This is a genomic window from Enterobacter vonholyi (assembly GCF_040834095.1).
In the GTDB taxonomy this organism is placed as follows: Bacteria; Pseudomonadota; Gammaproteobacteria; order Enterobacterales; family Enterobacteriaceae; genus Enterobacter; species Enterobacter vonholyi.
The window spans coordinates 1877260-1900050 of record NZ_CP162152.1 but is presented as its reverse complement, the minus strand read 5'-3'; the positions used below and the strand labels follow the sequence as shown (position 1 = coordinate 1900050).

Here is a 22791-nt window from a genome sequence, read left to right as displayed (position 1 = left end):
CTGCCGGGTGGCGCTAACGCTTACCCGGCCTACTAAAATATTTAAAATTATGCCAGACAGAGCGTCGCGCGATGTTTGGCAGATTCAATACCCAGCTCAATCAGCTCCATAATCTGTATCGCCTGGCTGGCCGGAACCGGATTTTCGCCCGTACCGTTCAGCGCATCGCGGATGCCCGCATAATAGGCCGGATAGTTACCCGGTATCGTCAGAAAGGTCTCCTCGACCAGCTCCTCGCCTTCCACCCGCGTCACTACGCCGTCGCGCATATCATAGCCCCAGTCTTCCTGCGGTAAACGTTCACCGCTTTTCAGCCGGTCTTCCTGCGGGTCGAGACCAAACTTCACGTAGCTCCCGCGCGTGCCGTGCATAATATAGCGGGCCGATTCCGCGGCCGCGACCATCGTACCGTGGAGCACAATCCGCCGCTGCGGGTAACTCAGCACCGCGTGGAAGTAATCGGTCGTCTGTGCTCCGGGCCTGAGCTGGGCCAGATCGACCGTCATGCTCACCGGCAGACCAAAAAGATTGACGGCCTGATCCAGCAGATGCGGGGCTAAATCGTACCAGATGCCGCTGCCCGGACCGGCCTGCTCGCGCCAGCGGTTTCGTACCTGCGGACGGAAGCGGTCAAAGTGCGATTCAAAAAAGAGGATCTCCCCTAATGTGCCCTCACTGAGAAGCCTTTTTACCGTTAAAAAGTCGCTGTCCCAGCGGCGGTTATGGAACACCGACAGCAACCTGCCCAGACTCTTTGCCAGCGCATCCAACTCGCGCGCCTGAGACAACGTAACGGTAAAGGGCTTATCGACAACCACGTGCTTGCCAGCTTCCAGCGCGGCCTTTGCCAGTGGAAAGTGGGTGTCGTTCGGCGTGGGGATAACGATTAAATCAATATTCGGATCGTTGAAAAGGTGTTTTGGCTCAGAGACAACCGGCACGGAAGGCCAGTCTGTATGGACTTTAGCGGCATCGCTGCTGGTTACCGCTGCCAGCGCCATTCCCGGCGTCCCGGCTATCAGAGGCGCATGAAACGTTTTGCTTGCATACCCGTAGCCGATAAGCCCAACGCGGATATTATCACTCATAGTGCCATCCTCTTTTATGACGTTCTTATTTCACACTGGCTAGCCTGGCATTACCACAGATTAATAATGTGCCATATGACTTAAAATAGCAGGTCGTACGGGTTGTTTTTGTTACATAGTATTAACCTACTGATTTTGTTTAAGGGAACCGTTCCCAAAGCGCTTGCGGCCGGGGAAACGTCGCTGTAACATTTGCACCCTGTATTTAAGGATAAAGTACAACTACGAATCATGACGTCAATTATTAATCGAATCATTGAATTAGCGGGATGGATTGTCCTTGGGGTTTCGGTCATTTTGCTGGGTGTTGCCAGCCATATCGATAACTACCAGCCGCCGGAGCCTGTCACAGTCGCCCAACCCAAGTAACCGGTTACCGCAATAAAGAGTGACATAATATGTCAGTTACTTATTGCCAGCCCTGGTGAACACGGTTAACCTTCTCTTCCAGGCATCGTCTGATGCCTGAATTTCAGCAAAGAAAACTCCTAATTTCGTCGCGTTACCTGAGTGGGCTGTTTACGTCTTTATTAATCCGTTTATTATTCGAACGAATTACCTTAACTGGTATTACTCACTTTTATATGGAAACTTATTAATATGACAGTTCAGGACTATTTATTAAAATTTCGCAAGATCAATTCGCTTGAGAGCCTGGAAAAACTGTTTGACCATCTGAACTACACCCTGTCTGATAATCAGGACATCATTAATATGTATCGTGCCGCTGACCATCGCCGTGCGGAGCTGGTTTCCGGCGGTCGTTTGTTCAACGTGGGTGAAGTGCCTAAGTCCGTATGGCGCTACGTTTTATAAGAAAGTAGCCATCCGCGCGAAATGTTATATACTCTCCGCCCTGCCAACTGGCTGTAAAACATTTCGCGCAGATTATGGGAGAGTTCATGACCGCAACGCCTGGAGAACGCATTGGAGGCTGGTTAATCGCCCCACTGGCATGGCTGCTGGTTGCCTTATTAAGCGCATCACTTGCGCTGCTGCTTTATACCACCGCACTGATTACCCCTCACGCCATCCAGACCCTGATGTCGCAAAACGTGCTGAATATTGCTTTGTGGTTTGTGTCATTCGTTTTCGCGATCGGGATGTGGTACTACACGCTGTGGCTGACCATCGCCTTCTTTAAGCGCCGTAAGAATGTGCCTAAGCACTACATTATCTGGCTGCTGGTTTCGGTCCTGCTGGCGGTTAAGGCGTTTGCTTTTTCGCCCGTTTCAGACGCGCTGGCCGTTCGTCAGCTACTTTTCCCGTTGCTGGCCGCGGCGCTGCTGGTACCCTACTTCAAGCGTTCGACGCGGGTGAAAAACACCTTCGTGAACCCGTAATAACCCTACAGATAACCTGTTGTCGCCTGCGTGTGTTTGTCCGATAATAGGCGGCTTTTTTATTTCAGGCTAAATAATGACCGATTACTTACTGCTCTTTGTCGGCACCGTGCTGGTTAACAACTTCGTTCTGGTGAAGTTCCTTGGCCTGTGTCCGTTTATGGGCGTTTCCAAAAAGCTGGAAACGGCAATGGGCATGGGGCTAGCGACGACCTTCGTCATGACGCTGGCGTCCATCTGCGCGTGGTGGATTGATACCTGGATCCTCATTCCGCTGGGGTTAACCTATCTCCGGACGCTGGCCTTTATTCTGGTTATCGCGGTGGTAGTGCAATTTACCGAAATGGTGGTGCGCAAAACCAGCCCGGCGCTCTATCGCCTGCTGGGTATCTTCCTGCCGCTGATCACTACCAACTGCGCCGTTCTCGGCGTGGCGCTGCTGAACATCAACCTTGGCCATAATTTTATGCAGTCGGCGCTGTATGGCTTTTCTGCGGCCGTCGGTTTCTCGCTGGTCATGGTGCTGTTTGCCTCTATTCGCGAGCGCCTGGCAGCAGCGGATATCCCCGCCCCCTTCCGCGGTAACGCGATTGCGCTGGTGACCGCAGGTTTAATGTCTCTGGCCTTTATGGGCTTTAGTGGTCTGGTGAAGTTGTAATGAATGCTATCTGGATTGCCATCGCCTCTATCAGCGTTCTGGGGTTGGTGTTTGGCCTTATCCTGGGCTACGCCTCCCGCCGTTTCGCGGTAGAGGACGATCCCGTTGTTGAGAAAATTGATGAGCTTCTGCCGCAAAGCCAGTGCGGGCAGTGCGGCTACCCGGGCTGTCGCCCCTATGCCGAAGCGGTAGGGATTCAGGGTGAAAAAATTAACCGCTGTGCGCCCGGTGGCGAAGCGGTGATGCTGAAAATCGCGGCCCTGCTTAACGTTGACCCGCAGCCCGTTGACGGCGACGCGGACGTGCAGGAGCCGGTCCGTGCCCTGGCCGTGATCGACGAGGCCAACTGCATCGGCTGCACCAAATGTATTCAGGCCTGCCCGGTCGACGCCATTGTTGGCGCAACGCGCGCCATGCACACCGTGGTGGCGGACCTGTGCACCGGCTGTAACCTCTGCGTAGCACCCTGCCCGACGCAATGTATCGAGCTGCGCCCGGTTGAAACGACTACCGAAAGCTGGAAGTGGGATCTTCAAACCATTCCGGTTCGCAATATTCCTGTGGAACAACATGCTTAAGTTATTTTCTGCTTTCAGAAAAGAGAAGATTTGGGATTTTGACGGGGGTATTCACCCACCGGAGATGAAAACCCAGTCTAGCGGCACGCCGCTGCGTCAAATTCCGCTGGCGACCCGTTTCGTTATGCCGCTCAAGCAGCACATCGGCGCTGAGGGTGAGCTGTGCGTCAAAGAAGGCGATACGGTCCTTCGCGGTCAGCCGCTGACCTTTGGCCGCGGACGTATGCTGCCGGTGCACGCTCCCACCTCCGGTAAGGTGGTCGCCATCGCACCCCATACGGTGGCCCATCCGTCAGCGCTTTCAGAGCTGAGCGTGATTATTGAAGCCGACGGTGAAGACCGCTGGATCGACCGTGATGGCTGGAGCGATTACCGCAGCCAGAGCCGCGAAGCACTCATCGAACGTATTCATCAGTTCGGCGTTGCCGGCCTCGGCGGCGCAGGCTTCCCGACAGGCGTCAAGCTGCGCGGCGGTGGCGATAATATTCAGACGCTGATTATCAACGCCGCCGAATGCGAACCGTACATTACCGCTGACGATCGTCTGATGCAGGACTGCGCCGCCCAGGTGGTGGAAGGCATCCGCATCCTGGCGCACATTCTGCAGCCGCGGGAAGTGCTGATCGGTATCGAAGACAATAAACCTCAGGCTATCTCGATGCTGCGCGCCGTGCTGGCCGGTAGCCACGATATCAGCCTGCGCGTCATCCCGACCAAGTACCCCTCTGGCGGTGCTAAACAGCTGACGCAAATCCTTACCGGTAAGCAGGTGCCGCACGGCGGACGCTCTTCGGATATCGGCGTGCTGATGCAGAACGTCGGCACCGCGTACGCCGTGAAGCGCGCGGTGATCGACGGCGAGCCGCTGACCGAGCGCGTGGTAACGCTGACCGGGGAATCGGTCTCTCGTCCGGGCAACGTCTGGGCACGACTGGGTACGCCGGTGCGTCACCTGCTGGAGCAGGCTGAGTTTTGCCCGGGCAGCGACCAGATGGTGATCATGGGAGGCCCGCTGATGGGCTTTACCCTGCCGTGGCTCGATGTGCCTGTAGTGAAAATTACCAACTGTCTGCTCGCCCCTTCCCCGACCGAGATGGGCGAAGAGCAGGAAGAGAAAGGCTGCATCCGCTGCAGCGCCTGCGCCGATGCCTGCCCGGCGGATCTGCTGCCGCAACAGCTGTACTGGTACAGCAAAGGGCAGCTGCACGACAAGGCAAAAGCCCATAACCTGGCCGACTGCATCGAATGCGGCGCCTGCGCCTGGGTCTGCCCAAGCAACATCCCGCTGGTGCAGTATTTCCGCCAGGAGAAGGCTGAGATTTATGCTATCTCCATGGAAGAAAAACGCGCCGCGGAAGCTAAGGCACGTTTCGAAGCGCGCCAGGCGCGACTGGAGCGCGAAAAAATCGCCCGTCAGGAGCGCCATAAGCAGGCCGCGGTTCAGCCCGGCGAGAAAGATCAGGATGCCATTAACGCCGCACTGGCGCGCGTTCGTGAGAAAAAAGCGACAGCTGCGCAGCCTGTGGTGATCCCGGCCGGCGAGAAGCCTGACAACAGTGAAGCCATCGCGGCGCGTGAAGCTCGCAAAGCCCAGGCTCGCGCTCGTCAGGCTGAAAAAGCGCAAACGGTCCAGACGGATGCCGAGGTTGACCCGCGTAAAGCGGCCGTTGAAGCGGCAATAGCCCGCGCCAAAGCGCGCAAAGCCGGCGAGCAGAACGTGGTGGTTGAGCAGGAAGCGGTCGACCCTCGCAAAGCGGCCGTCGAAGCGGCGATTGCCCGGGCCAAAGCGCGCAAGGCGGCGCAGCAGACGCCAGCTCCAGAAACAGAAGCACCGGTCGACCCGCGTAAAGCCGCCGTCGAAGCGGCGATTGCCCGGGCTAAAGCCCGTAAGGCGGCGCAGCAGGAAGAGCAGCCGCAGGCCGCCAACGATGACCCGCGCAAAGCCGCCGTGGCCGCCGCCATCGCGCGCGTTCAGGCGAAGAAAGCCGCACAGCAAGCAGTTAACGAGGATTAAATGGTTTTCAGAATCGCAAGCTCCCCTTACACCCACAATCAGCGCCAGACGTCGCGCATTATGATGCTGGTCTGCCTGGCCGCGCTGCCGGGCATTGCCGTTCAGTGCTGGTTTTTCGGCTGGGGAACCCTGTTCCAGATAATCCTGGGCTGTGCCAGCGCCTTAGCGGCGGAAGCGCTTGTCCTTAAGCTGCGCAAGGCGGCTGTCTCCCGTATTCTTGCCGACAACTCCGCGCTGCTGACCGGCCTGCTTCTCGCCATCAGTATTCCGCCGTTTGCCCCGTGGTGGATGGTAGTGCTCGGCACCGTGTTTGCGGTGATCATTGCCAAACAGCTGTACGGCGGGCTCGGTCATAACCCGTTTAACCCGGCGATGATTGGCTACGTGGTGCTGCTGATCTCCTTCCCGGTGCAGATGACCAGCTGGCTGCCACCGCACGAGATTGCGGCCACGGTTCCGGGCTTTATGGATGCCCTGCACGTCATCTTTACCGGCCATACGGCACTCGGTGCGGATATGAACGCGCTGCGCATGGGCGTAGACGGTATCAGCCAGGCGACGCCTCTCGATACCTTTAAAACATCCCTGCATGCCGGGCACAGCGTTGAGCAGATCATGAAGTCCGCGATCTACAGCGGCATGCTGGCGGGCGCGGGCTGGCAGTGGGTCAACCTGGCGTATCTGCTGGGCGGCCTGTTCCTGCTGCAGCAGAAAGCCATCCGCTGGCATATTCCGGTCAGCTTCCTCGTGACGCTGGCGGTGTGCGCCACGCTGGGATGGGTCTTTTCTCCTGAATCACTGGCCAGCCCGCAGATGCATTTGCTCTCCGGTGCCACCATGTTAGGAGCCTTCTTTATCCTGACGGATCCGGTGACGGCGTCAACGACTAACCGCGGCCGCCTGATCTTCGGCGCGCTGGCGGGCCTGCTGGTCTGGCTCATCCGCAGCTTTGGCGGGTACCCGGACGGCGTGGCCTTTGCCGTCCTGCTTGCCAACATTACCGTTCCGCTCATCGACTACTACACGCGCCCTCGCGTGTATGGCCATCGCTAGGGGTTTCGCCATGTTAAAAACGATGCAAAAACACGGCGTCACGCTGGCTGTCTTCGCCGCGGTGCTGACGGGGCTGACGGCACTGGTTAATGCGCTGACCAAAACGACCATCGAAGAACAGGCCTCGAAGCAGCAAAAGGCGCTGTTCGATCAGGTGATCCCGTCCGATTTCTACGATAACGATCTGCAAAAAAGCTGCTTTGTGGTAGACGCGCCGCAGCTAGGGAATGGCCCGCACCGCCTCTTTATCGCCCGCAAAGGGGATAAACCGGTTGGCGCGGTGATGGAAGCGACGGCGCCTGACGGCTATTCCGGCGCCATTCAGCTGCTCGTGGGCAGCGATTTCTCCGGCACCATACTGGGCACCCGCGTGACGGAACACCATGAAACGCCGGGTCTTGGCGATAAAATTGAAACCCGTCTTAGCGACTGGATTTTGCACTTTGCCGGTAAAGCGATCCATGGCGAAGGTGACACCGCGTTTGCGGTGAAAAAAGATGGCGGCGAGTTCGACCAGTTCACCGGTGCGACCATCACCCCACGCGCGGTGGTAAATGCCGTAAAACGAGCCGGGCTGTTCGCTGAAACGCTGCCCGCGCAGATCAACAATCTTCCGGTCTGTGAGGAGTAATCATGAGCCAGGTTAAAGAGGTTATTGTCCAGGGGTTGTGGAAGAACAACTCCGCGCTGGTGCAGCTTCTGGGGATGTGCCCCCTGCTGGCGGTAACGTCCACCGCCACCAACGCGCTCGGTCTGGGTCTGGCAACCACCCTGGTATTGACCCTGACCAACCTCTCCATCTCTGCCCTGCGACGCTGGACGCCGTCGGAAATTCGTATTCCGATTTACGTCATGATCATTGCGTCGGTGGTCAGTATTGTTCAGATGCTGATTAACGCCTACGCGTTCGGCCTGTACCAGTCGCTCGGGATCTTTATTCCTCTTATCGTCACCAACTGTATCGTCGTTGGGCGTGCGGAAGCGTTCGCGGTGAAAAATAGCCCCGCCATGTCGGCGCTGGACGGTTTTTCCATAGGCATGGGCGCCACCTGCGCCATGTTCGTGCTGGGCTCCCTGCGTGAAATCCTCGGCAACGGTACGCTGTTCGACGGCGCAGATGCCCTGCTGGGCGGCTGGGCCAAAGCCCTGCGCATTGAAGTGTTTCACACCGATACGCCGTTCCTGCTGGCGATGCTGCCGCCTGGCGCGTTTATTGGCCTTGGCATGATGCTGGCGATAAAATACCTGATTGATGAGAAACGTAAGCGCCGCGCGGCTGAGCGCAGCGTTCTGGAAGGGACACCCGAGAAGGCTTCATGAATAAAGAAAAGCGCATTGCGATCCTGACCCGTCTGCGGGACGAGAACCCGCACCCGACGACGGAGCTGAATTTTACCTCCCCGTTTGAGCTGCTGATCGCCGTGTTGCTCTCCGCACAGGCTACCGACGTGAGCGTCAATAAAGCCACCGCCCTGCTCTATCCGGTCGCCAATACGCCGAAGGCCATGCTGGAGCTGGGCGTGGAAGGCGTGAAGTCGTATATCAAAACCATCGGCCTGTTTAACAGCAAAGCCGAGAACGTCATTAAGACCTGCCGGATCCTGCTCGAACAGCATGGAGGGGAAGTGCCGGAAGATCGCGCCGCGCTGGAAGCCTTACCGGGCGTGGGGCGTAAGACTGCCAACGTGGTGCTCAACACCGCGTTTGGCTGGCCCACGATTGCCGTAGATACGCATATATTTCGCGTCTCTAACCGAACCAACTTCGCGCCGGGGAAAAATGTCGAGCAGGTCGAAGAGAAGCTGCTTAAAGTGGTTCCGGCTGAGTTTAAGGTTGATTGCCATCACTGGCTGATTCTGCACGGTCGTTACACGTGTATTGCCCGTAAGCCTCGCTGCGGCTCCTGTATTATTGAAGATCTCTGCGAATACAAAGAAAAAGTGTATCCCTGAATGTCACAATCCCTTACCAAAACAAGGGCTACCAGAAGTCCTTCTTTTTCCCGCTATTTGTCCGCCTTTCGTTTACCCTCACCTGTCACTTCTTCGGTTGTTTAACGCTCAAACTGGTTAATAGTTTTTTCATAGCCAAAAATTTCTATACATCTGTGATCGCGATCACCCTGATAACTTCATGTTGTATTTTTGTTGTCAAAATCAGCCTAAACCCTTTATCTGACAAGACACTCCTCTTTTTTTGCCGACGATAAGACCATCTATTTTTCAGAATATGGGCTATATCACTGCCAGAAGCAGCAAATAGCAGAACATATCGCCAAACACCGGTCCTGACGGGGCTCTGCCAGTCGAAAAAACTACCTTTATACATCGTATAAAATTTAACGCTGAATAACATTTGCATGAACCGACGATTATACCACTTCAGATATATGTAACAGATTATTACAAACGTATTGCCAGATGGGGCAGGATAGTGAACATTACCCGCCGTTTCTCCTCCCAATATAACTATAAGGCGTATGGACTACGGCCATCACGCTATGAACACCCCCGTTAATATGGGATGTAAAAAAAGAGGTATATGTGTCTACTGCAAACAATAAACCAACAGATGAAAGCGTGAGTCTTAACGCTTTTAAACAGCCTAAAGCGTTCTATCTCATCTTCTCTATCGAGTTATGGGAGCGTTTTGGTTATTACGGCCTGCAAGGGATCATGGCGGTTTACCTGGTCAAACAGCTGGGTATGTCTGAAGCTGATTCCATCACGCTGTTCTCCTCCTTCAGTGCCCTTGTCTATGGTCTGGTTGCTATCGGCGGCTGGCTGGGTGATAAAGTTCTGGGTACTAAGCGCGTCATTATGCTGGGCGCTATTGTACTGGCAATTGGCTATGGCCTGGTTGCATGGTCAGGGCACGATGCCGCTGTCGTGTATATGGGCATGGCAACGATCGCCGTGGGTAACGGTCTGTTCAAAGCAAACCCGTCTTCCCTGCTCTCTACCTGCTACAGCAAAGATGACCCGCGTCTGGACGGTGCATTTACCATGTACTACATGTCCATCAACATCGGTTCATTCTTCTCGATGCTGGCAACCCCATGGCTCGCCGCGAAATTCGGCTGGAGCGTGGCGTTTGCGCTGAGCTTCGTGGGTATGCTGATCACCGTTGTGAACTTCCTGTTCTGCCGCAGCTGGGTGAAAGACTACGGTTCAAAACCTGACTTCGAGCCTGTACACATGGGCAAACTGCTGGCGACTATCGTGGGCGTTGTTGTCCTCGCGGCAATCGCCACCTGGCTACTGCACAACCAGGGTATTGCTCGCGCCGTTCTGGGCGTGGTTGCGCTGGGTATCGTGGTTATCTTTGCGAAAGAAGCGTTCGCCATGCAGGGTGCTGCCCGTCGTAAGATGATTGTGGCGTTCATTCTGATGCTGGAAGCGATTATCTTCTTCGTGCTGTACAGCCAGATGCCAACCTCACTGAACTTCTTCGCCATTCGTAACGTTGAGCACTCTATTCTGGGCATCGCGTTCGAGCCGGAGCAGTATCAGGCGCTGAACCCGTTCTGGATCATGATTGGTAGCCCGATTCTGGCGGCTATCTATAACAAGATGGGTGACCGTCTGCCAATGCCGCACAAGTTCGCAATCGGTATGGTACTGTGCTCAGGCGCGTTCCTGGTGCTGCCGCTGGGTACCAAGTTTGCCACTGACGCAGGCATCGTCTCCGTTAACTGGCTGATCCTGAGCTACGCGCTGCAGTCTATCGGCGAACTGATGATCTCCGGTCTGGGCCTGGCGATGGTTGCACAGCTGGTGCCGCAGCGTCTGATGGGCTTCATTATGGGTAGCTGGTTCTTGACCACTGCCGGTGCGGCAATCATTGCGGGTAAAATTGCGAACCTGATGGCTGTGCCTGAAAACGTCACTGACCCACTCGTCTCCCTGAACGTCTACGGTACCGTGTTCATGCAGATTGGTATCGCGACAGCGGTGATCGCTGCGCTGATGCTGCTGACCGCGCCGAAACTGAATCATATGACTCAGGACGACGACAAGACGGCTGAAGCGACCAAAACCGCTACTGCGTAAGATTATTGAGAAACGACTGAACAGAAGCCGCTAATGCATTAGCGGCTTTTTTTTTGGCCGTTCGCGCACTAACATAGCTGAAACCTCAGCAAAAAGGAGTTACCGATGAAACTGTTCTACAAACCGGGCGCGTGCTCTCTTGCTTCCCATATCACCCTGCGCGAGAGCGGCAAAGATTTCACGCTGGATGGCGTTGATCTGATGAAAAAGCGCCTGGAAAATGGCGATGACTTTCTTGCCATTAACCCGAAAGGACAAGTTCCGGCGCTCCTGCTGGATGACGGTACTCTGCTGACCGAGGGCGTGGCGATTATGCAGTTCCTGGCCGATAGCGTGCCCGATCGCCAGCTGCTGGCCCCGGTCAGCACCATTTCGCGCTATAAAACGCTGGAATGGCTGAACTACATTGCCACCGAGCTGCACAAAGGCTTTACCCCCCTGTTCCGCCCGGATACGCCGGAAGAGTTTAAGCCTACCCTGCGTGCCCTGCTTGAGAAAAAGCTGCAGTACGTTAACGAATCGCTGAAAGACGAACAGTGGATTGGCGGGTCGCGCTTCACGATTGCCGATGCGTATCTGTTCACCGTGCTGCGCTGGGCGCGCGCGATTAAGCTGAATCTGAAAGGGTTAGACCACATTGCATCGTATATGAAGCGTGTGGCAGAGCGTCCTGCGGTGGCTGCGGCGCTGAAAGCGGAAGGGTTGAACTAACCGAGCGGCCTCTGTTGCCGGGTGGCACTGCGCTTACCCGGCCTACAAAATTCACAGCCCCTCACGCGCAGCGCCACCCGGTATCGTTTAAAGCTGGGTTGCGCTGAAATAGTGCTCCGGCTTCGCGATTCGATCCTGTGCTGCGACCACCTGCAGTTCATATTCCTGCATTTCTTTCGTCGCCATCATAATTTCGTATACTGCCGCAGTCACATGCTCCAGCGCATCGCGCAGCGTTGCCCCCTGAAGTAATTTCACCAGCAGCAGGCCGCTGGTCACATCCCCCACGCCCACCGGCTGGCGTTTGCCAAAATCCACCAGCGGACGGCTGATGTGCCAGGCATCGTCTTTCGTCACCAGCAGCATCTCAAAGCGATCCTGACTTAGCCCTGCGCGTGCGAGATGTTTTACCAGCACAACCTCAGGCCCCTGCGCGATCAGCTCGCGAGATGCAGTTACTGCCTCTTCTACGCTGTTAACCGGATGCTCGCAGAGGATCTCCAGTTCTACCAGGTTTGGCGCAATGATATCGCTGGCGGGCAAAGCGTGGCGGACGTGGAACTCCGCAACGCCTGGCGCCACGATGCAGCCTTTTTCCGGATGACCCATAACCGGGTCGCAGAAGTATTTTGCCGACGGATTTGCGGCTTTCACCTGGCGTACGATGCCGAGGATATGCTCCCCCTGCTCCGCTGAACCAAGATAACCGCTCAGTACGGCATCACAGCGCTTGAGCTGGTCGATATCGGCAATGCCCTGCACAACCTCGGTAAGGTGCGAAGGCGGCATCACGCAGCCGGTCCATTTGCCGTACTGCGTGTGATTGGAAAACTGGACGGTATTGAGGGGCCAGACGTTGGCGCCGAGGCGACGCATCGGGAATTCCGCTGCGCTATTGCCAGCATGTCCAAAAACGACGTGGGACTGAATGGCGAGGATGTTCTTCATTATTTTCTTACCAAACCCTGAAAAAACAAAAGGGGCGTGGTTTCCCACGCCCCTGGAGACTGCTAATTACTTCCAGCAGACAAGGCAGTAGTTTTTCTTGCCGCGACGCAGCAGCGTGTAGCGACCATACAGACGATCGCCGTCAACGAAGGTGTATTCCGGGTCGGCCTGTTTCTCACCGTTGATGGTGATCGCGTTAGACGCGATGGTTTTACGCGCCTGACCGCGGGAAGGCTGGAGCTCAGAGTCCACCAGCGCCTGCATCAGGTCAGCCCCTCTCTCCATCTCAACCATTGGCACGCCGTCCTGCGCCAGCTGTTCAAAGTCCGCTTCGCTCAGATCGCTCAGGGTGCCGTTAAACAGGCTAGCGGTAATGCGTTTTGCCGCGGCCAGACCTTCTTCACCGTGAACCAGTTTGGTCACTTCATCCGCCAGCACGTACTGCGCGCGTGGCGCTTTACCGCTGTTCTTATCTTCTTCTTCCAGCGCGTTGATCTCTGCGATATCCATGAAGGTGAAGAACTTCAGGAAGCGATAAACATCGGCATCCGCCGTGTTGATCCAGAACTGGTAGAATTTGTACGGACTGGTTTTCTTCGGATCGAGCCATACCGCGCCGCCCTCAGTCTTACCAAATTTGGTGCCGTCTGCTTTGGTAATCAGCGGAACGGTCAGACCAAACACCTGGTTCTGGTGCAGACGACGGGTCAGATCGATACCGGAGGTGATGTTGCCCCACTGGTCAGAACCGCCAATCTGCAGGGAAACGCCGTGCAGTTTGTTCAGGCAGGCAAAGTCATACCCCTGCAGCAGGTTGTAGGAGAACTCGGTAAAGGAGATACCCTGGTCGTCACGGTTCAGACGCTGCTTCACAGCCTCTTTGTTAATCATCTGGTTAACAGAGAAGTGTTTGCCGATGTCACGCAGGAAGGTCAGCACGTTCATGCTGCCAAACCAGTCGTAGTTGTTGGCGGCAATCGCGGCGTTATCACCACAGTTGAAGTCGAGGAACGGCGCAACCTGTTTGCGGATCTTATCCACCCACTCCTGCACGGTATCTTCGGTGTTCAGTTTACGCTCAGCGGCTTTAAAGCTTGGGTCACCAATCAGACCGGTCGCGCCGCCCACCAGGGCAACAGGCTTATGGCCCGCCATCTGGAAGCGTTTCAGGCATAACAATGGAACAAGATGCCCCAAATGCAAGCTGTCAGCGGTGGGATCGAAGCCGCAATAGAGCGCGATCGGGCCTTGCGCCAGTCGCTCTGCTAACGCTTCCTCGTCCGTCACCTGGGCCACGAGGCCCCGCTCTTGCAATTGTTTAATCAAGTTACTGCTTGCCATCAAATTCTCCATGTATAAACGACTGCACCTTTGCCGGTACACGACTTTTCGCCTGATGCGAAAGGACCCATAGAATAAAGCGCAAGCGCGGCGTGCGCTAGCGCTAAAATCAACAAATTTCGGGGATTACGGTGCCAGTCTGTCGATTTTCCAGCCGCCATTCTCGCGCTGGTATAAAAAGCGGTCGTGCAGGCGATGTTCGCCCCCCTGCCAGAACTCAATCTGATCTATCGGGATGCGGAAACCACCCCAGAAGCTCGGCAGCGGGATTTCACCCTGCTGGAACTTCTGCTTCAGCTCCAGGAATTTACTTTCCAGCACGCCGCGTGCGGAAATGCGGCTCGACTGTTTTGATACCCAGGCGCCAATCTGGCTGTCACGCGGGCGGCTGTGGAAATACTTCACCACTTCCAGCGTCGAAAGACGTTCCGCTTTGCCGGTCACCATGACCTGACGTTCCAGCATGTGCCACGGGAACAGCAGGCTGATACGCGGATTGTTTTCCAGATGGTGCGCTTTGCGGCTGCCAAGGTTGGTGTAGAACACCAGTCCTTTCTCGTCATAATGCTTGAGCAATACGATGCGCTGATAGGGTTGACCGTTTTCATCCACCGTCGCGACAACCATGGCCGTTGGGTCGGCGAGCTTCGCTTCGCAGGCCTGTTTCAGCCAGCGTTCAAAAAGCACGAGGGGTTCAGCGGGAAGATCCTGGCGACGCAGGCCGCCTTTGGTGTATTCACGGCGCAGATGCGCAATTTGCTGCAGTTCGTCGTTATCTGACATGGCGTTAGCTGACATTGAGAGTGGGTGGCGCTATTGTGCGCCGCCCCTGTAAAAATCTCAACGCTTCGGATTTTCAAGCTGGCAATTGTTCAGCACAATGCGGTCGCGTTTGTAGACCGTGGCGCTGTCGCCTTTCGACCAGAAGACATAGATACCGTCAGTGTAGCGGGCGCCTGAGGCTGACATGCCCTGCTTCAGCGTAAGCAATTTATTGTCGTAAACAAAACTGGCTTCCTGGCGTGGATTGTTCAGCTTCACGGTCAGCGGTTTTTCGTCGCAGCGATACTCCAGCGTATCGGTCTGCATGCGCTCAAGGAGCTGGTTGTAGACGCTGCATCCTGACAGCAACAAAGGAGCGGCAATAAGAAGAAGTTTTTTCATGGGCGTATTCCGAAGACTTTCCTGGTCCTGGAGGGCATGTCCGCCCTCCTGTTTCGTTCCATTCTAACGGCGACGCACCGCGCTGAATTTCAGTTAACTCTGATTATGACGCGGATTCGCCGGGAAAATCGCCCCAAGAACGCTCGCCTCGCGAGCACCGGTTACCGACGGCAAATTGCCCGGCAGCCCGGCAATGGTGCGCCAGGCAAGCCAGGCGAAAGCCAGCGCCTCCATGTCATCCCCGCTGATGCCAGCCTCATCGGTCGTAGACACTTCGGTACCCGGCAGTAGCCCCGCAAGACGCGCCATCACCAGCGGGTTACGGCTTCCCCCGCCGCACACCAGCAGGCGTTCGCATCCGCCGCTGAGGAGCACCTGTTCGGAAATCGACACGGCCGTGAGCTCGGCAAGCGTCGCCTGGACATCCTGCGGTGCAAGCGCCGGGAATGATGCCAGCTGGCGCTCAAGCCAGCCAAAGTTGAAGTATTCACGCCCCGTACTTTTCGGTGCCGGTAAGGCAAAATAAGGGTCGCTCAGCATGGACTGCAGCAGCGGGATAATCACCTTACCCTCGCTCGCCCACTCCGCGTTTTTATCATAAGGTTGACCGCACTGACGCCAGATCCAGGCATCCATCAGCATATTGCCCGGGCCGGTATCGTAGCCGCGCACCGGCTGCCCCGGGATCAGCATCGACAGATTGGCGATCCCACCAATGTTGAGCACCATACGACGTTCTGAAGGGTGCGCCAGTAGCGCCTGATGGAACGCAGGCACCAGCGGCGCGCCCTGTCCGCCAAGGGCGATATCGCGACGACGGAAATCGCCAACCACCGTCACGCCCGTCTTCGCCACAATCTGGTTGTTATCACCGATTTGCAGCGTATGCGGGGCATCTCCTCCTGGTTCATGCCAGACCGTTTGTCCATGACACCCGATGGCCACCACATCCTGCGGGCGAAGATGTTCTTTCTGCATTAAAGCCAACACCGCATCCGCAAACAGCGCCCCCAGGCGAACATCAAGCTGTCCAAGCTGGGAGAGGGTCAGCTGCTGCCCCTGACAAATGCTCAGAATATCCTCTTTCAGTGAAATGGGGATTGGCCAGGTCAGGCTCGCCTGCTGTGCCACCATGTTTTCGTCAATGGCGGCCAGAACGACATCTACCCCATCCAGACTGGTGCCTGACATCACACCAATGTAGCGACCCGATTTCATGCGCTTTCCTTACGTTGCGTGGGCTAAGGATACCCACTCAACCATAAACGGCGCAGCTTTGCCATCCGGCGATAATATTTTTTAACAATGTCAGACGCGTAACGCGGGCGGTTCCTGTTTATCTCTCGTTAAGTCAAATTCAAGTACAATTTTCTTATTGTTAGTGCAAAGATATGAACTATGGCTCCTTATGCCATATAATTTAGCCATAACGGATGCCCCAACCGGGCGTTTTTGGTGAACAGGAGATTCAAATGATTTTACGTGTACTGGGCGTTTCGCTGATTGGTTTAACTCTGGCTGGCTGTGTGAATGACAGTTCACTCTCTGGCGACGTTTACAGCGCTTCTGAAGCGAAACAGGTTCAGAACGTAACTTACGGTACCGTTGTTAACGCACGCCCTGTACAGATCCAGGGTGGTGATGAAAACAACGTGATGGGCGCAATCGGCGGTGCCGTCCTGGGTGGTTTCCTGGGTAATACCGTCGGCGGTGGCACTGGCCGCTCGCTGGCGACGGCCGCAGGCGCCGTTGCAGGTGGTGTAGCTGGCCAGGGCGTTCAGGGCGCAATGAACAAAACTCAGGGCGTAGAGCTGGAAATTCGTAAAGACGATGGCAGCACTATCATGGTTGTCCAGAAACAAGGCAACACTCGCTTCTCTGCAGGCCAGCGCGTCGTTCTGGCAAGCAACGGAAGCCAGGTGACCGTTTCTCCACGTTAATTAAAAATGGATGTGGTCATCGGACCACATCCATTTACAATATATATCACTCCCACAAATATATTTACAAAATAAATTCACCCCGCCAATTTTTAACCACATCATATATTGTTTTTGCGCAAAGTATTTAGCAGGCTAATTGATTAAACTCTCGCAATTACCTCACCTTAATTCATTATAAAGCCATTAAAAACGTATATGTTTTCTAATCATCGTTCCGTAAAGGGTCGTTATACCTCGTTCTGTCTGGGTTGTATTGTTGTCATTGGCATATTACACGCCCTGTTTTCGAAAATTGCCGAATGGGTACCTAGCTTCTCGTCTCATTTGTTCCCTACGCTCACCATTTTTTTGCTGGTGTTTAACCTGTTTATTGCCTTCTTTATGGCAATGAAATACTGGTGTGACCGAAAACGGTTGTATCTGGTAGCGATCGCTTTTGCCTTTGCCGGGGCGGCATCGCTGATGGTCGGAACGTTGTCCTGCTTTCCCGCCTGGCTGGACCTCTATCAGTTCAACGCTGTAAACTACAACGATGCGATGATCTTCTATATGTTCCGCCATCTTTTAATGGCGGTGCTAATAATCGTTTCGGCAATACTCTATACCACGCGCAATTGTCCTCTTTCACGACTGGCGCATATCCTTATTGTGGGCGGCGAGTTTCTCTTTACCGTCTTTGCAGTTGGGTTGGCCTGGATGTATTCCAGTCACTCTTCATTTTTATCCATTGATCTGGTGGATAATGAAACCCGTGAGTTTATGGTTCTCTGGAGCCACTTCATTAATATTGCATTAATTGCACTCTGGGTGGTGACATTAGGAACGCTGATGTTTATTACGCGCATACGCAACTTATTCTGGGTGGGCGGTAATTTTCTGTGCGTCTGCTATATCGTCACGCTCACAATGCTGTTAGCGGGTGGAAATGTCGAAGATGTCTCCTGGTATCGCGCCCGCTTATTTGAGACTGTCGCCACGCTGCTGCTCATTTTTGTTCTGCTCTACGATGTTTTCAGGCTGTATCGCGACTCGCACGTCAAGTATCAGCAGTCGTACCAGAACTCAATTCGCGACCCGCTGACGCGCCTTTATAACCGCAGCTATTTTTATGAAACATTAAAGCAGGCGCTGGATATTGCCAAACCCAGCCGCCCTGTTTCCGTCATCGTCAGCGATCTCGATCGCTTCAAGCGTATCAACGACACCTACGGGCATCTTCAGGGCGACAAAGTCCTTCAGTTTGTCGCTAACCTGCTGATGGATTCCGTACGCCCGCAGGACATCGCGGCCCGTATCGGTGGTGAGGAGTTTGTTCTGATGCTGGCCAACACCTCATCAGAAGCAGCGCACCAGGTGGCGGAGCGCATACGGTTAAATCTGAGCAGCTTCGATAACACCAGCAGCGGCGGTCAACTACCGGAGCCAGTCACCATCAGCATGGGGGTGTATACGGCGACGTCACCCGCGATAGCCGCAGAAACGTGCGTGGAAAACGCCGACAAAGCGATGTATGAAGCGAAGGAGACGGGACGTAATCGTGTGGTCGTCTTTAAATAAAAAAAGGCCTTGCTGCTGCAAGGCCTTGGTGTTTATTAGTCGCGAGAATGCAGCTCATGGATGTTTTGCTCAAGGCGAGCAATAAGGCTGATGAGCATTTCCAGCTCCGCGGGTGAAACGCCTGACAGGATTTCACCGCGCGTCCTGGTGATCACGGCTTCCATTTCCGTGATGATTGGCGCCGCTTTCTCGGTGAGTTTAATCCGCTTGGCGCGACGATCGCTGGCGCAGGTTTGCCGCGAGATCAACCCCTTCTCTTCCAGCTGGTCAAGCGTGCGCACCAGCGACGGTTGCTCAATCCCTATCGCTTTTGCCAGCTGAATTTGCGACTGATCGGGCGGCAGCTGATGGATGTTGTGCAGCGTGACCCAATGCGTCTGTGTGAGTTCCAGAGGTTTCAGGCGATGGTCAATCAGAGCACGCCAGACGCGTACCAACCTTGCCAGATCAGAACCTAATGGCGATTCCAATTTCATCTCCTTATAATTAGCTTGCTAAGTTATTATACTGATTTTAGAATAGTGTGCAGCATTTGTATTGCCAAAACAAATGCAATACTGCATTCATCGAACTTAAAAGTATGACTTACACTGAATTGTTATGCTTCATCATACTAAGACAAGCCAACGCGGCATTCTGTTCACTGCAAAGGATTTCTGCCCGTGACGTTTTTTCATCGCTCAGAGGGGTTGCCCCTTCAGGACCTGATCTTCGGTGCGTCAGTCTATTTTCCTCCGCTGTTTAAGGCCGTTCTGGTGGGTTTTCTGCTCTGGCTCATCGCGCATCGTCTGCTTCGCGACTGGATGTACTCCGGTGAAATCTGGCATCCCATGCTGATGGATCTTTCCCTGTTTGCCCTTTCCGTATGCCTGGGCCTTGCCGTTTTGACTGTGTGGTGAATATGTCCTTGAAAACGCTAAAGTACTTTTCCACCCTTTTTGTCCTTGCCCTCGCGCTGGTTGCGGGGTGGTGGATGTGGAATTTTTATATGCAGTCGCCCTGGACGCGTGACGGCAAAGTTCGCGCTGAACAGGTCAGCATTACTCCTCAGGTGTCGGGAAGTATCACAACGCTTTTAGTTAAGGATAACCAGTTTGTCAAAAAGGGGGACGTTTTATTCCGTATCGACGATACCCCGTACCACATTGCGATTCTGAACGCCCAGGCCCAGCTGGCAAAAGCCCAGTCGGATCTGGCAAAGGCCAACAACGAGGCCAATCGCCGCCGTCACCTGTCGCAAAACTACATCTCAGCGGAAGACTTAGATACCGCCAATATCAACGTGAAGGCAATGCAGGCTAACGTCAACGTGGCGGAGGCGACGCTGAAGCAGGCGCAGTGGCAGCTGACCCAAACTGTGATTACAGCACCTGTCGATGGATGGGTGACCAACCTCTCCGCCCGCGTGGGGAATTATGCCACCACGGGACAACCGATATTCGCCCTCGTCGACAGTCACTCCTTCTACGTCGTGGGCTATTTCGAAGAGACCAAGCTTCGGCATATTCGCGAGGGCTCGCCAGCCACGATAACGCTTTACAGCGGCTCTCAGAGGTTACAGGGTCACGTATCCAGCGTTGGCCGTGCCATTTACGATCAAAGCGTTGAAACGGATTCAGGTCTTGTGCCGGATATTAAGCCGAACGTACCCTGGGTGCGTCTGGCCCAGCGCGTTCCGGTTCGCGTGGAGTTTGACCGTTTACCGCAGGACATTACGCTGGTGTCCGGCACCACCTGCACAGTCTCCATTGGAACCCGTTAATGAAGCTGCAGGGGATCGCCTGGCAAAACACGCCGTGGATGAAAGCGACGCGCCCACAGTGGCGCTACGCCCTACGTAACGGCATTGCCATGTGTCTGGCGCTGACCGTCGCCTATTACCTGAACCTGGATGCGCCCTACTGGGCGATGACGTCTGCGGCGGTGGTTAGTTTCCCAACGGTGGGCGGGGTGATCAGTAAAAGCCTTGGCCGTATCGCAGGCAGCCTGCTGGGCGCCACCGCAGCGTTAATTATCGCCGGGCATACGCTGAACGATCCGTGGCTGTTCCTGCTCAGTATGGCGGCATGGCTGGGGGGCTGTACCTGGGCCTGCGCCCATTTTACTAATAACGTCGCCTACGCTTTTCAGCTGGCGGGCTATACCGCCGCCATTATCGCCTTTCCGGTAGTTAACGTGCTCGACACCACCGAGCTGTGGAATATCGCCCAGGCGCGCGTCTGTGAAGTGATTGTCGGGATCCTCAGCGGCGGCTTCATGATGATGATCCTCCCCAGCACATCCGACGGCACAGCGCTTATCACTGCGCTAAAAACCATGCACACCCGGCTACTGGAACACGCGAGCCTGCTGTGGCAACCGGATAACAGCGACGATATCCGCCTCGCGCATGAAAAGGTTATCGGACAGATTCTGACGATGAATCTGTTGCGTATTCAGGCGTTCTGGAGTCACTACCGCTTTCGCCGCCAGAACACCCTACTTAACTATTTGCTGCATCAGCAGCTGCGCATGACCAGCGCCATATCCAGCCTGCGCCGGATGCTGCTCAACTGGCCGACGCCGCCGGATAACACCCGTGCCGTTATCGAAACGCTGCTCGCGGCACTTGCGCGCCCGGATGCGGACATCTACACCGTTGCGAAGATCATCGCCCCGCTCGCCCCTGTTGATGAGTACGACTACCGCCATCGCGCCTTCTGGCAGCGCCTGAACTACTTCTGCCGTCTGTACCTGCGCAGCAGCCGCTGGATTATGGCCGTCGAAAATGCGACCCCATTGACGGAGTTCAACGTCCCCGGCAGCCCGGCACTTGCACGCCATACCGACTATCTTGAAGCGTTGTGGAGCGGTTTTCGCACCTTCTGCGCGCTGATGCTGGTGGGAGCATGGAGCATTACCACGCAGTGGGAGTCCGGTACGGCAGCCCTGACGCTTGCCGCCATCAGCTGCGTGCTATACTCCGTCGCGGCATCGCCGTTCAACTCTCTTACTCTCCTGTTGCGCACGCTGGTGCTGCTATCGCTGTTCAGCTTCGTGGTGAAATTTGGCCTGATGGTGCAGATAAGCGATCTTTGGCAGTTCCTGCTGTTCCTGTTTCCCCTGTTGACCACCATGCAGCTTCTGAAGCTGCAGATGCCGAAGCTGGCGGGCCTCTGGGGACAGCTGATTGTCTTTATGGGCTCGTTTATCTCCGTAACGAATCCGCCGGTTTATGATTACGCCGACTTTCTCAATGACAACCTGGCAAAGATCCTTGGCGTGGGGCTGGCGTGGCTGGCATTCGCGGTGTTGCGTCCCGGCTCCGATGCACGCAAGAGCCGCAGGCATATCCGAGAGTTACGCAGAGGGTTTGTCGACCAGCTCAGCCGTAAACCACACATGAGTGAAAACGAATATGAATCGCTGGTTTATCATCACGTCAGCCAGCTGAACAGCAGCCAGGACGCACTTTCCCGGCGCTGGCTACTGCGCTGGGGCGTGGTGCTGTTGAACTGCTCGCACGTGGTCTGGCAGCTTCGCGGGTGGGAAACGCGTTCCGACCCGCTGTCGCAGGTTCGTGATGTTTGCATATCCCTGCTGCGCGATGTGATGAGCGAACGCGGTGTTCAGCAGCGCCCGCTGGCAACCACGCTGAATGAACTGCAGCGGATCTGCGATACGCTTGCACAGCATCATCTGCCCGCAGCCCGTGATTTGGCCTCGATAATCTGGCGGCTGCACTGCTCGCTGTCGCAGCTGGAGCAGGCACCACCGCCGGGAACGATTGGAGATCAGATCACGCCGCACGCATAGCGTGCCCCTCCGCCGCCAAGCGGTTTAGGCCGATCGGACATATTGTCGCCGCCGACATGGATCATCAGCGCTTTGCCTTTCACCTCATCCAGCTTTTTCAGACGCAGCGCGACGACGGGTTCGGTGGCTTTACCGTCGTTATTGACCACCAGCACGGGCAGATCGCCTAAATGCCCCATTCCATCCGGGCCTTCATGCTTACCGGAATGCTGGGGATCGAGGTGCCCCCCTGCCGCTTCCGCCGCCGACGGTTTACCTTCTTTTAAAGCGGGCTGACAGCTGCCTTTGGCATGAACATGGAAACCATGCTCACCGGGCGGGAGTGCTTTGAGGCTGGGGGCAAACTCCAGTCCTTTATCGGTTTCCGTGATTTTCACCGTCCCGATGGACTGACCCACTCCTTGTGGGGTGACGAGATTCATTTCCACTTCGTCGCTGGCTGCCTGCGCCCCTGCGCAAACAACCAGCGTGATCAGTGCCAGAGCAAAACGCTTCATATGACCTCCGCGGGTTATTTTTTGCCCCTTAAGTGTATACCAGGGGCAA

25 protein-coding genes are annotated in these 22791 nt (G+C 55.4%); 17 read left to right on the top strand and 8 right to left on the bottom strand.

Annotation, left to right across the window (positions count from 1 at the left end):
• Positions 1 to 47 precede the first annotated feature (47 nt).
• The gene (locus tag AB3N39_RS09075) at positions 48 to 1088 is read right to left on the bottom strand and encodes an oxidoreductase (RefSeq protein WP_133294253.1); all 1041 of its coding nucleotides are present in this window, start codon (positions 1086 to 1088) and stop codon (positions 48 to 50) included.
• A gap of 243 nt (positions 1089 to 1331) precedes the next feature.
• Between AB3N39_RS09075 and blr the strand changes: the two genes are divergently transcribed.
• The 12 genes from blr (at position 1332) to gstA (ending at position 11497) form a co-directional block, all read left to right on the top strand.
• Complete coding sequence (gene blr / locus AB3N39_RS09070) at positions 1332 to 1457, top strand: division septum protein Blr (protein ID WP_168112406.1); 126 nt, start codon at positions 1332 to 1334, stop codon at positions 1455 to 1457.
• A 231-nt stretch (positions 1458 to 1688) separates the two neighbouring features.
• The gene (gene ydgT / locus AB3N39_RS09065; protein WP_013096896.1) at positions 1689 to 1904 is read left to right on the top strand and encodes a transcription modulator YdgT; all 216 of its coding nucleotides are present in this window, start codon (positions 1689 to 1691) and stop codon (positions 1902 to 1904) included.
• 86 nt (positions 1905 to 1990) lie between these two features.
• Positions 1991 to 2431 carry a DUF2569 domain-containing protein gene (locus tag AB3N39_RS09060; protein ID WP_115874872.1) on the top strand — a complete coding sequence of 147 codons (441 nt, stop codon included), beginning with the start codon at positions 1991 to 1993 and terminating at the stop codon, positions 2429 to 2431.
• Between the two features lie 76 nt (positions 2432 to 2507).
• Positions 2508 to 3089 carry an electron transport complex subunit RsxA gene (rsxA, locus tag AB3N39_RS09055; protein WP_008500564.1) on the top strand — a complete coding sequence of 194 codons (582 nt, stop codon included), beginning with the start codon at positions 2508 to 2510 and terminating at the stop codon, positions 3087 to 3089.
• Positions 3089 to 3667, top strand: coding sequence for an electron transport complex subunit RsxB (rsxB, locus tag AB3N39_RS09050; protein WP_008500565.1), 579 nt, complete (start codon positions 3089 to 3091; stop codon positions 3665 to 3667). The genes rsxA and rsxB overlap by 1 nt, the downstream gene beginning before the upstream one ends.
• Positions 3660 to 5681 carry an electron transport complex subunit RsxC gene (gene rsxC / locus AB3N39_RS09045; protein ID WP_367897227.1) on the top strand — a complete coding sequence of 674 codons (2022 nt, stop codon included), beginning with the start codon at positions 3660 to 3662 and terminating at the stop codon, positions 5679 to 5681. The genes rsxB and rsxC overlap by 8 nt, the downstream gene beginning before the upstream one ends.
• On the top strand, positions 5682 to 6734 hold the full coding sequence (gene rsxD / locus AB3N39_RS09040; protein WP_032651036.1) for an electron transport complex subunit RsxD: 1053 nt from the start codon (positions 5682 to 5684) through the stop codon (positions 6732 to 6734). It abuts the gene before it with no gap.
• 10 nt (positions 6735 to 6744) lie between these two features.
• Positions 6745 to 7365, top strand: a complete 621-nt coding sequence (gene rsxG / locus AB3N39_RS09035) for an electron transport complex subunit RsxG (RefSeq protein WP_133294251.1) — start codon at positions 6745 to 6747, stop codon at positions 7363 to 7365.
• Between the two features lie 2 nt (positions 7366 to 7367).
• Complete coding sequence (locus AB3N39_RS09030; RefSeq protein WP_008500569.1) at positions 7368 to 8054, top strand: electron transport complex subunit E; 687 nt, start codon at positions 7368 to 7370, stop codon at positions 8052 to 8054.
• Positions 8051 to 8686 (top strand): endonuclease III, encoded by a 636-nt coding sequence (gene nth / locus AB3N39_RS09025; RefSeq protein ID WP_008500570.1) that lies wholly within the window; start codon positions 8051 to 8053, stop codon positions 8684 to 8686. Before AB3N39_RS09030 ends, nth begins: the two co-directional genes overlap by 4 nt.
• 591 nt (positions 8687 to 9277) lie before the next feature.
• Positions 9278 to 10786, top strand: a complete 1509-nt coding sequence (gene dtpA / locus AB3N39_RS09020) for a dipeptide/tripeptide permease DtpA (protein ID WP_367897226.1) — start codon at positions 9278 to 9280, stop codon at positions 10784 to 10786.
• A 105-nt stretch (positions 10787 to 10891) separates the two neighbouring features.
• Positions 10892 to 11497 (top strand): glutathione transferase GstA, encoded by a 606-nt coding sequence (gene gstA / locus AB3N39_RS09015; protein WP_367897225.1) that lies wholly within the window; start codon positions 10892 to 10894, stop codon positions 11495 to 11497.
• A gap of 87 nt (positions 11498 to 11584) precedes the next feature.
• On the opposite strand, the gene pdxY is transcribed toward gstA, so the two are convergent.
• From pdxY to anmK, 5 genes are all read right to left on the bottom strand, one after another.
• Complete coding sequence (pdxY, locus tag AB3N39_RS09010; RefSeq protein WP_115874868.1) at positions 11585 to 12445, bottom strand: pyridoxal kinase PdxY; 861 nt, start codon at positions 12443 to 12445, stop codon at positions 11585 to 11587.
• A gap of 66 nt (positions 12446 to 12511) precedes the next feature.
• Entirely contained in the window at positions 12512 to 13786 is a 1275-nt protein-coding gene (gene tyrS, locus AB3N39_RS09005) for a tyrosine--tRNA ligase (RefSeq protein WP_136194739.1), read from the bottom strand.
• A gap of 126 nt (positions 13787 to 13912) precedes the next feature.
• Positions 13913 to 14569, bottom strand: a complete 657-nt coding sequence (gene pdxH / locus AB3N39_RS09000) for a pyridoxamine 5'-phosphate oxidase (RefSeq protein ID WP_111965664.1) — start codon at positions 14567 to 14569, stop codon at positions 13913 to 13915.
• Positions 14570 to 14626: 57 nt separating this feature from the next.
• Positions 14627 to 14950: a C-type lysozyme inhibitor gene (mliC, locus tag AB3N39_RS08995; RefSeq protein WP_023335447.1), complete on the bottom strand. Its 324-nt coding sequence runs from the start codon at positions 14948 to 14950 to the stop codon at positions 14627 to 14629.
• A gap of 93 nt (positions 14951 to 15043) precedes the next feature.
• Positions 15044 to 16168 (bottom strand): anhydro-N-acetylmuramic acid kinase, encoded by a 1125-nt coding sequence (gene anmK, locus AB3N39_RS08990; protein WP_111965663.1) that lies wholly within the window; start codon positions 16166 to 16168, stop codon positions 15044 to 15046.
• 254 nt (positions 16169 to 16422) lie between these two features.
• Here anmK and slyB point away from each other — a divergent pair, with 254 nt between their 5' ends.
• Both slyB and AB3N39_RS08980 read left to right on the top strand, forming a co-directional pair.
• The gene (slyB, locus tag AB3N39_RS08985) at positions 16423 to 16890 is read left to right on the top strand and encodes an outer membrane lipoprotein SlyB (RefSeq protein WP_047348789.1); all 468 of its coding nucleotides are present in this window, start codon (positions 16423 to 16425) and stop codon (positions 16888 to 16890) included.
• 198 nt (positions 16891 to 17088) lie between these two features.
• Positions 17089 to 18450 (top strand): GGDEF domain-containing protein, encoded by a 1362-nt coding sequence (locus AB3N39_RS08980; protein WP_143345018.1) that lies wholly within the window; start codon positions 17089 to 17091, stop codon positions 18448 to 18450.
• Between the two features lie 35 nt (positions 18451 to 18485).
• On the opposite strand, the gene slyA is transcribed toward AB3N39_RS08980, so the two are convergent.
• On the bottom strand, positions 18486 to 18926 hold the full coding sequence (gene slyA / locus AB3N39_RS08975; RefSeq protein WP_111965661.1) for a transcriptional regulator SlyA: 441 nt from the start codon (positions 18924 to 18926) through the stop codon (positions 18486 to 18488).
• Positions 18927 to 19112: 186 nt separating this feature from the next.
• On the opposite strand from slyA, the gene AB3N39_RS08970 reads away from it, so the two are divergent.
• Genes AB3N39_RS08970 through AB3N39_RS08960 form a run of 3 tightly spaced genes read left to right on the top strand, consistent with a single transcriptional unit; the run spans position 19113 to position 22245 of the window.
• Complete coding sequence (locus AB3N39_RS08970) at positions 19113 to 19349, top strand: DUF1656 domain-containing protein (RefSeq protein WP_111965660.1); 237 nt, start codon at positions 19113 to 19115, stop codon at positions 19347 to 19349.
• A 2-nt stretch (positions 19350 to 19351) separates the two neighbouring features.
• A complete protein-coding gene (locus AB3N39_RS08965) occupies positions 19352 to 20212 on the top strand; it encodes an HlyD family secretion protein (protein WP_115874865.1) in 861 nt (286 codons plus the stop codon).
• Entirely contained in the window at positions 20212 to 22245 is a 2034-nt protein-coding gene (locus AB3N39_RS08960; protein WP_143345017.1) for an FUSC family protein, read from the top strand. The genes AB3N39_RS08965 and AB3N39_RS08960 overlap by 1 nt, the downstream gene beginning before the upstream one ends.
• Here AB3N39_RS08960 and sodC read toward each other — a convergent pair.
• Positions 22224 to 22742 (bottom strand): superoxide dismutase [Cu-Zn] SodC, encoded by a 519-nt coding sequence (gene sodC / locus AB3N39_RS08955; RefSeq protein WP_143345016.1) that lies wholly within the window; start codon positions 22740 to 22742, stop codon positions 22224 to 22226. The two genes, AB3N39_RS08960 and sodC, sit on opposite strands and share 22 nt — an antisense overlap.
• Positions 22743 to 22791 lie beyond the last annotated feature (49 nt).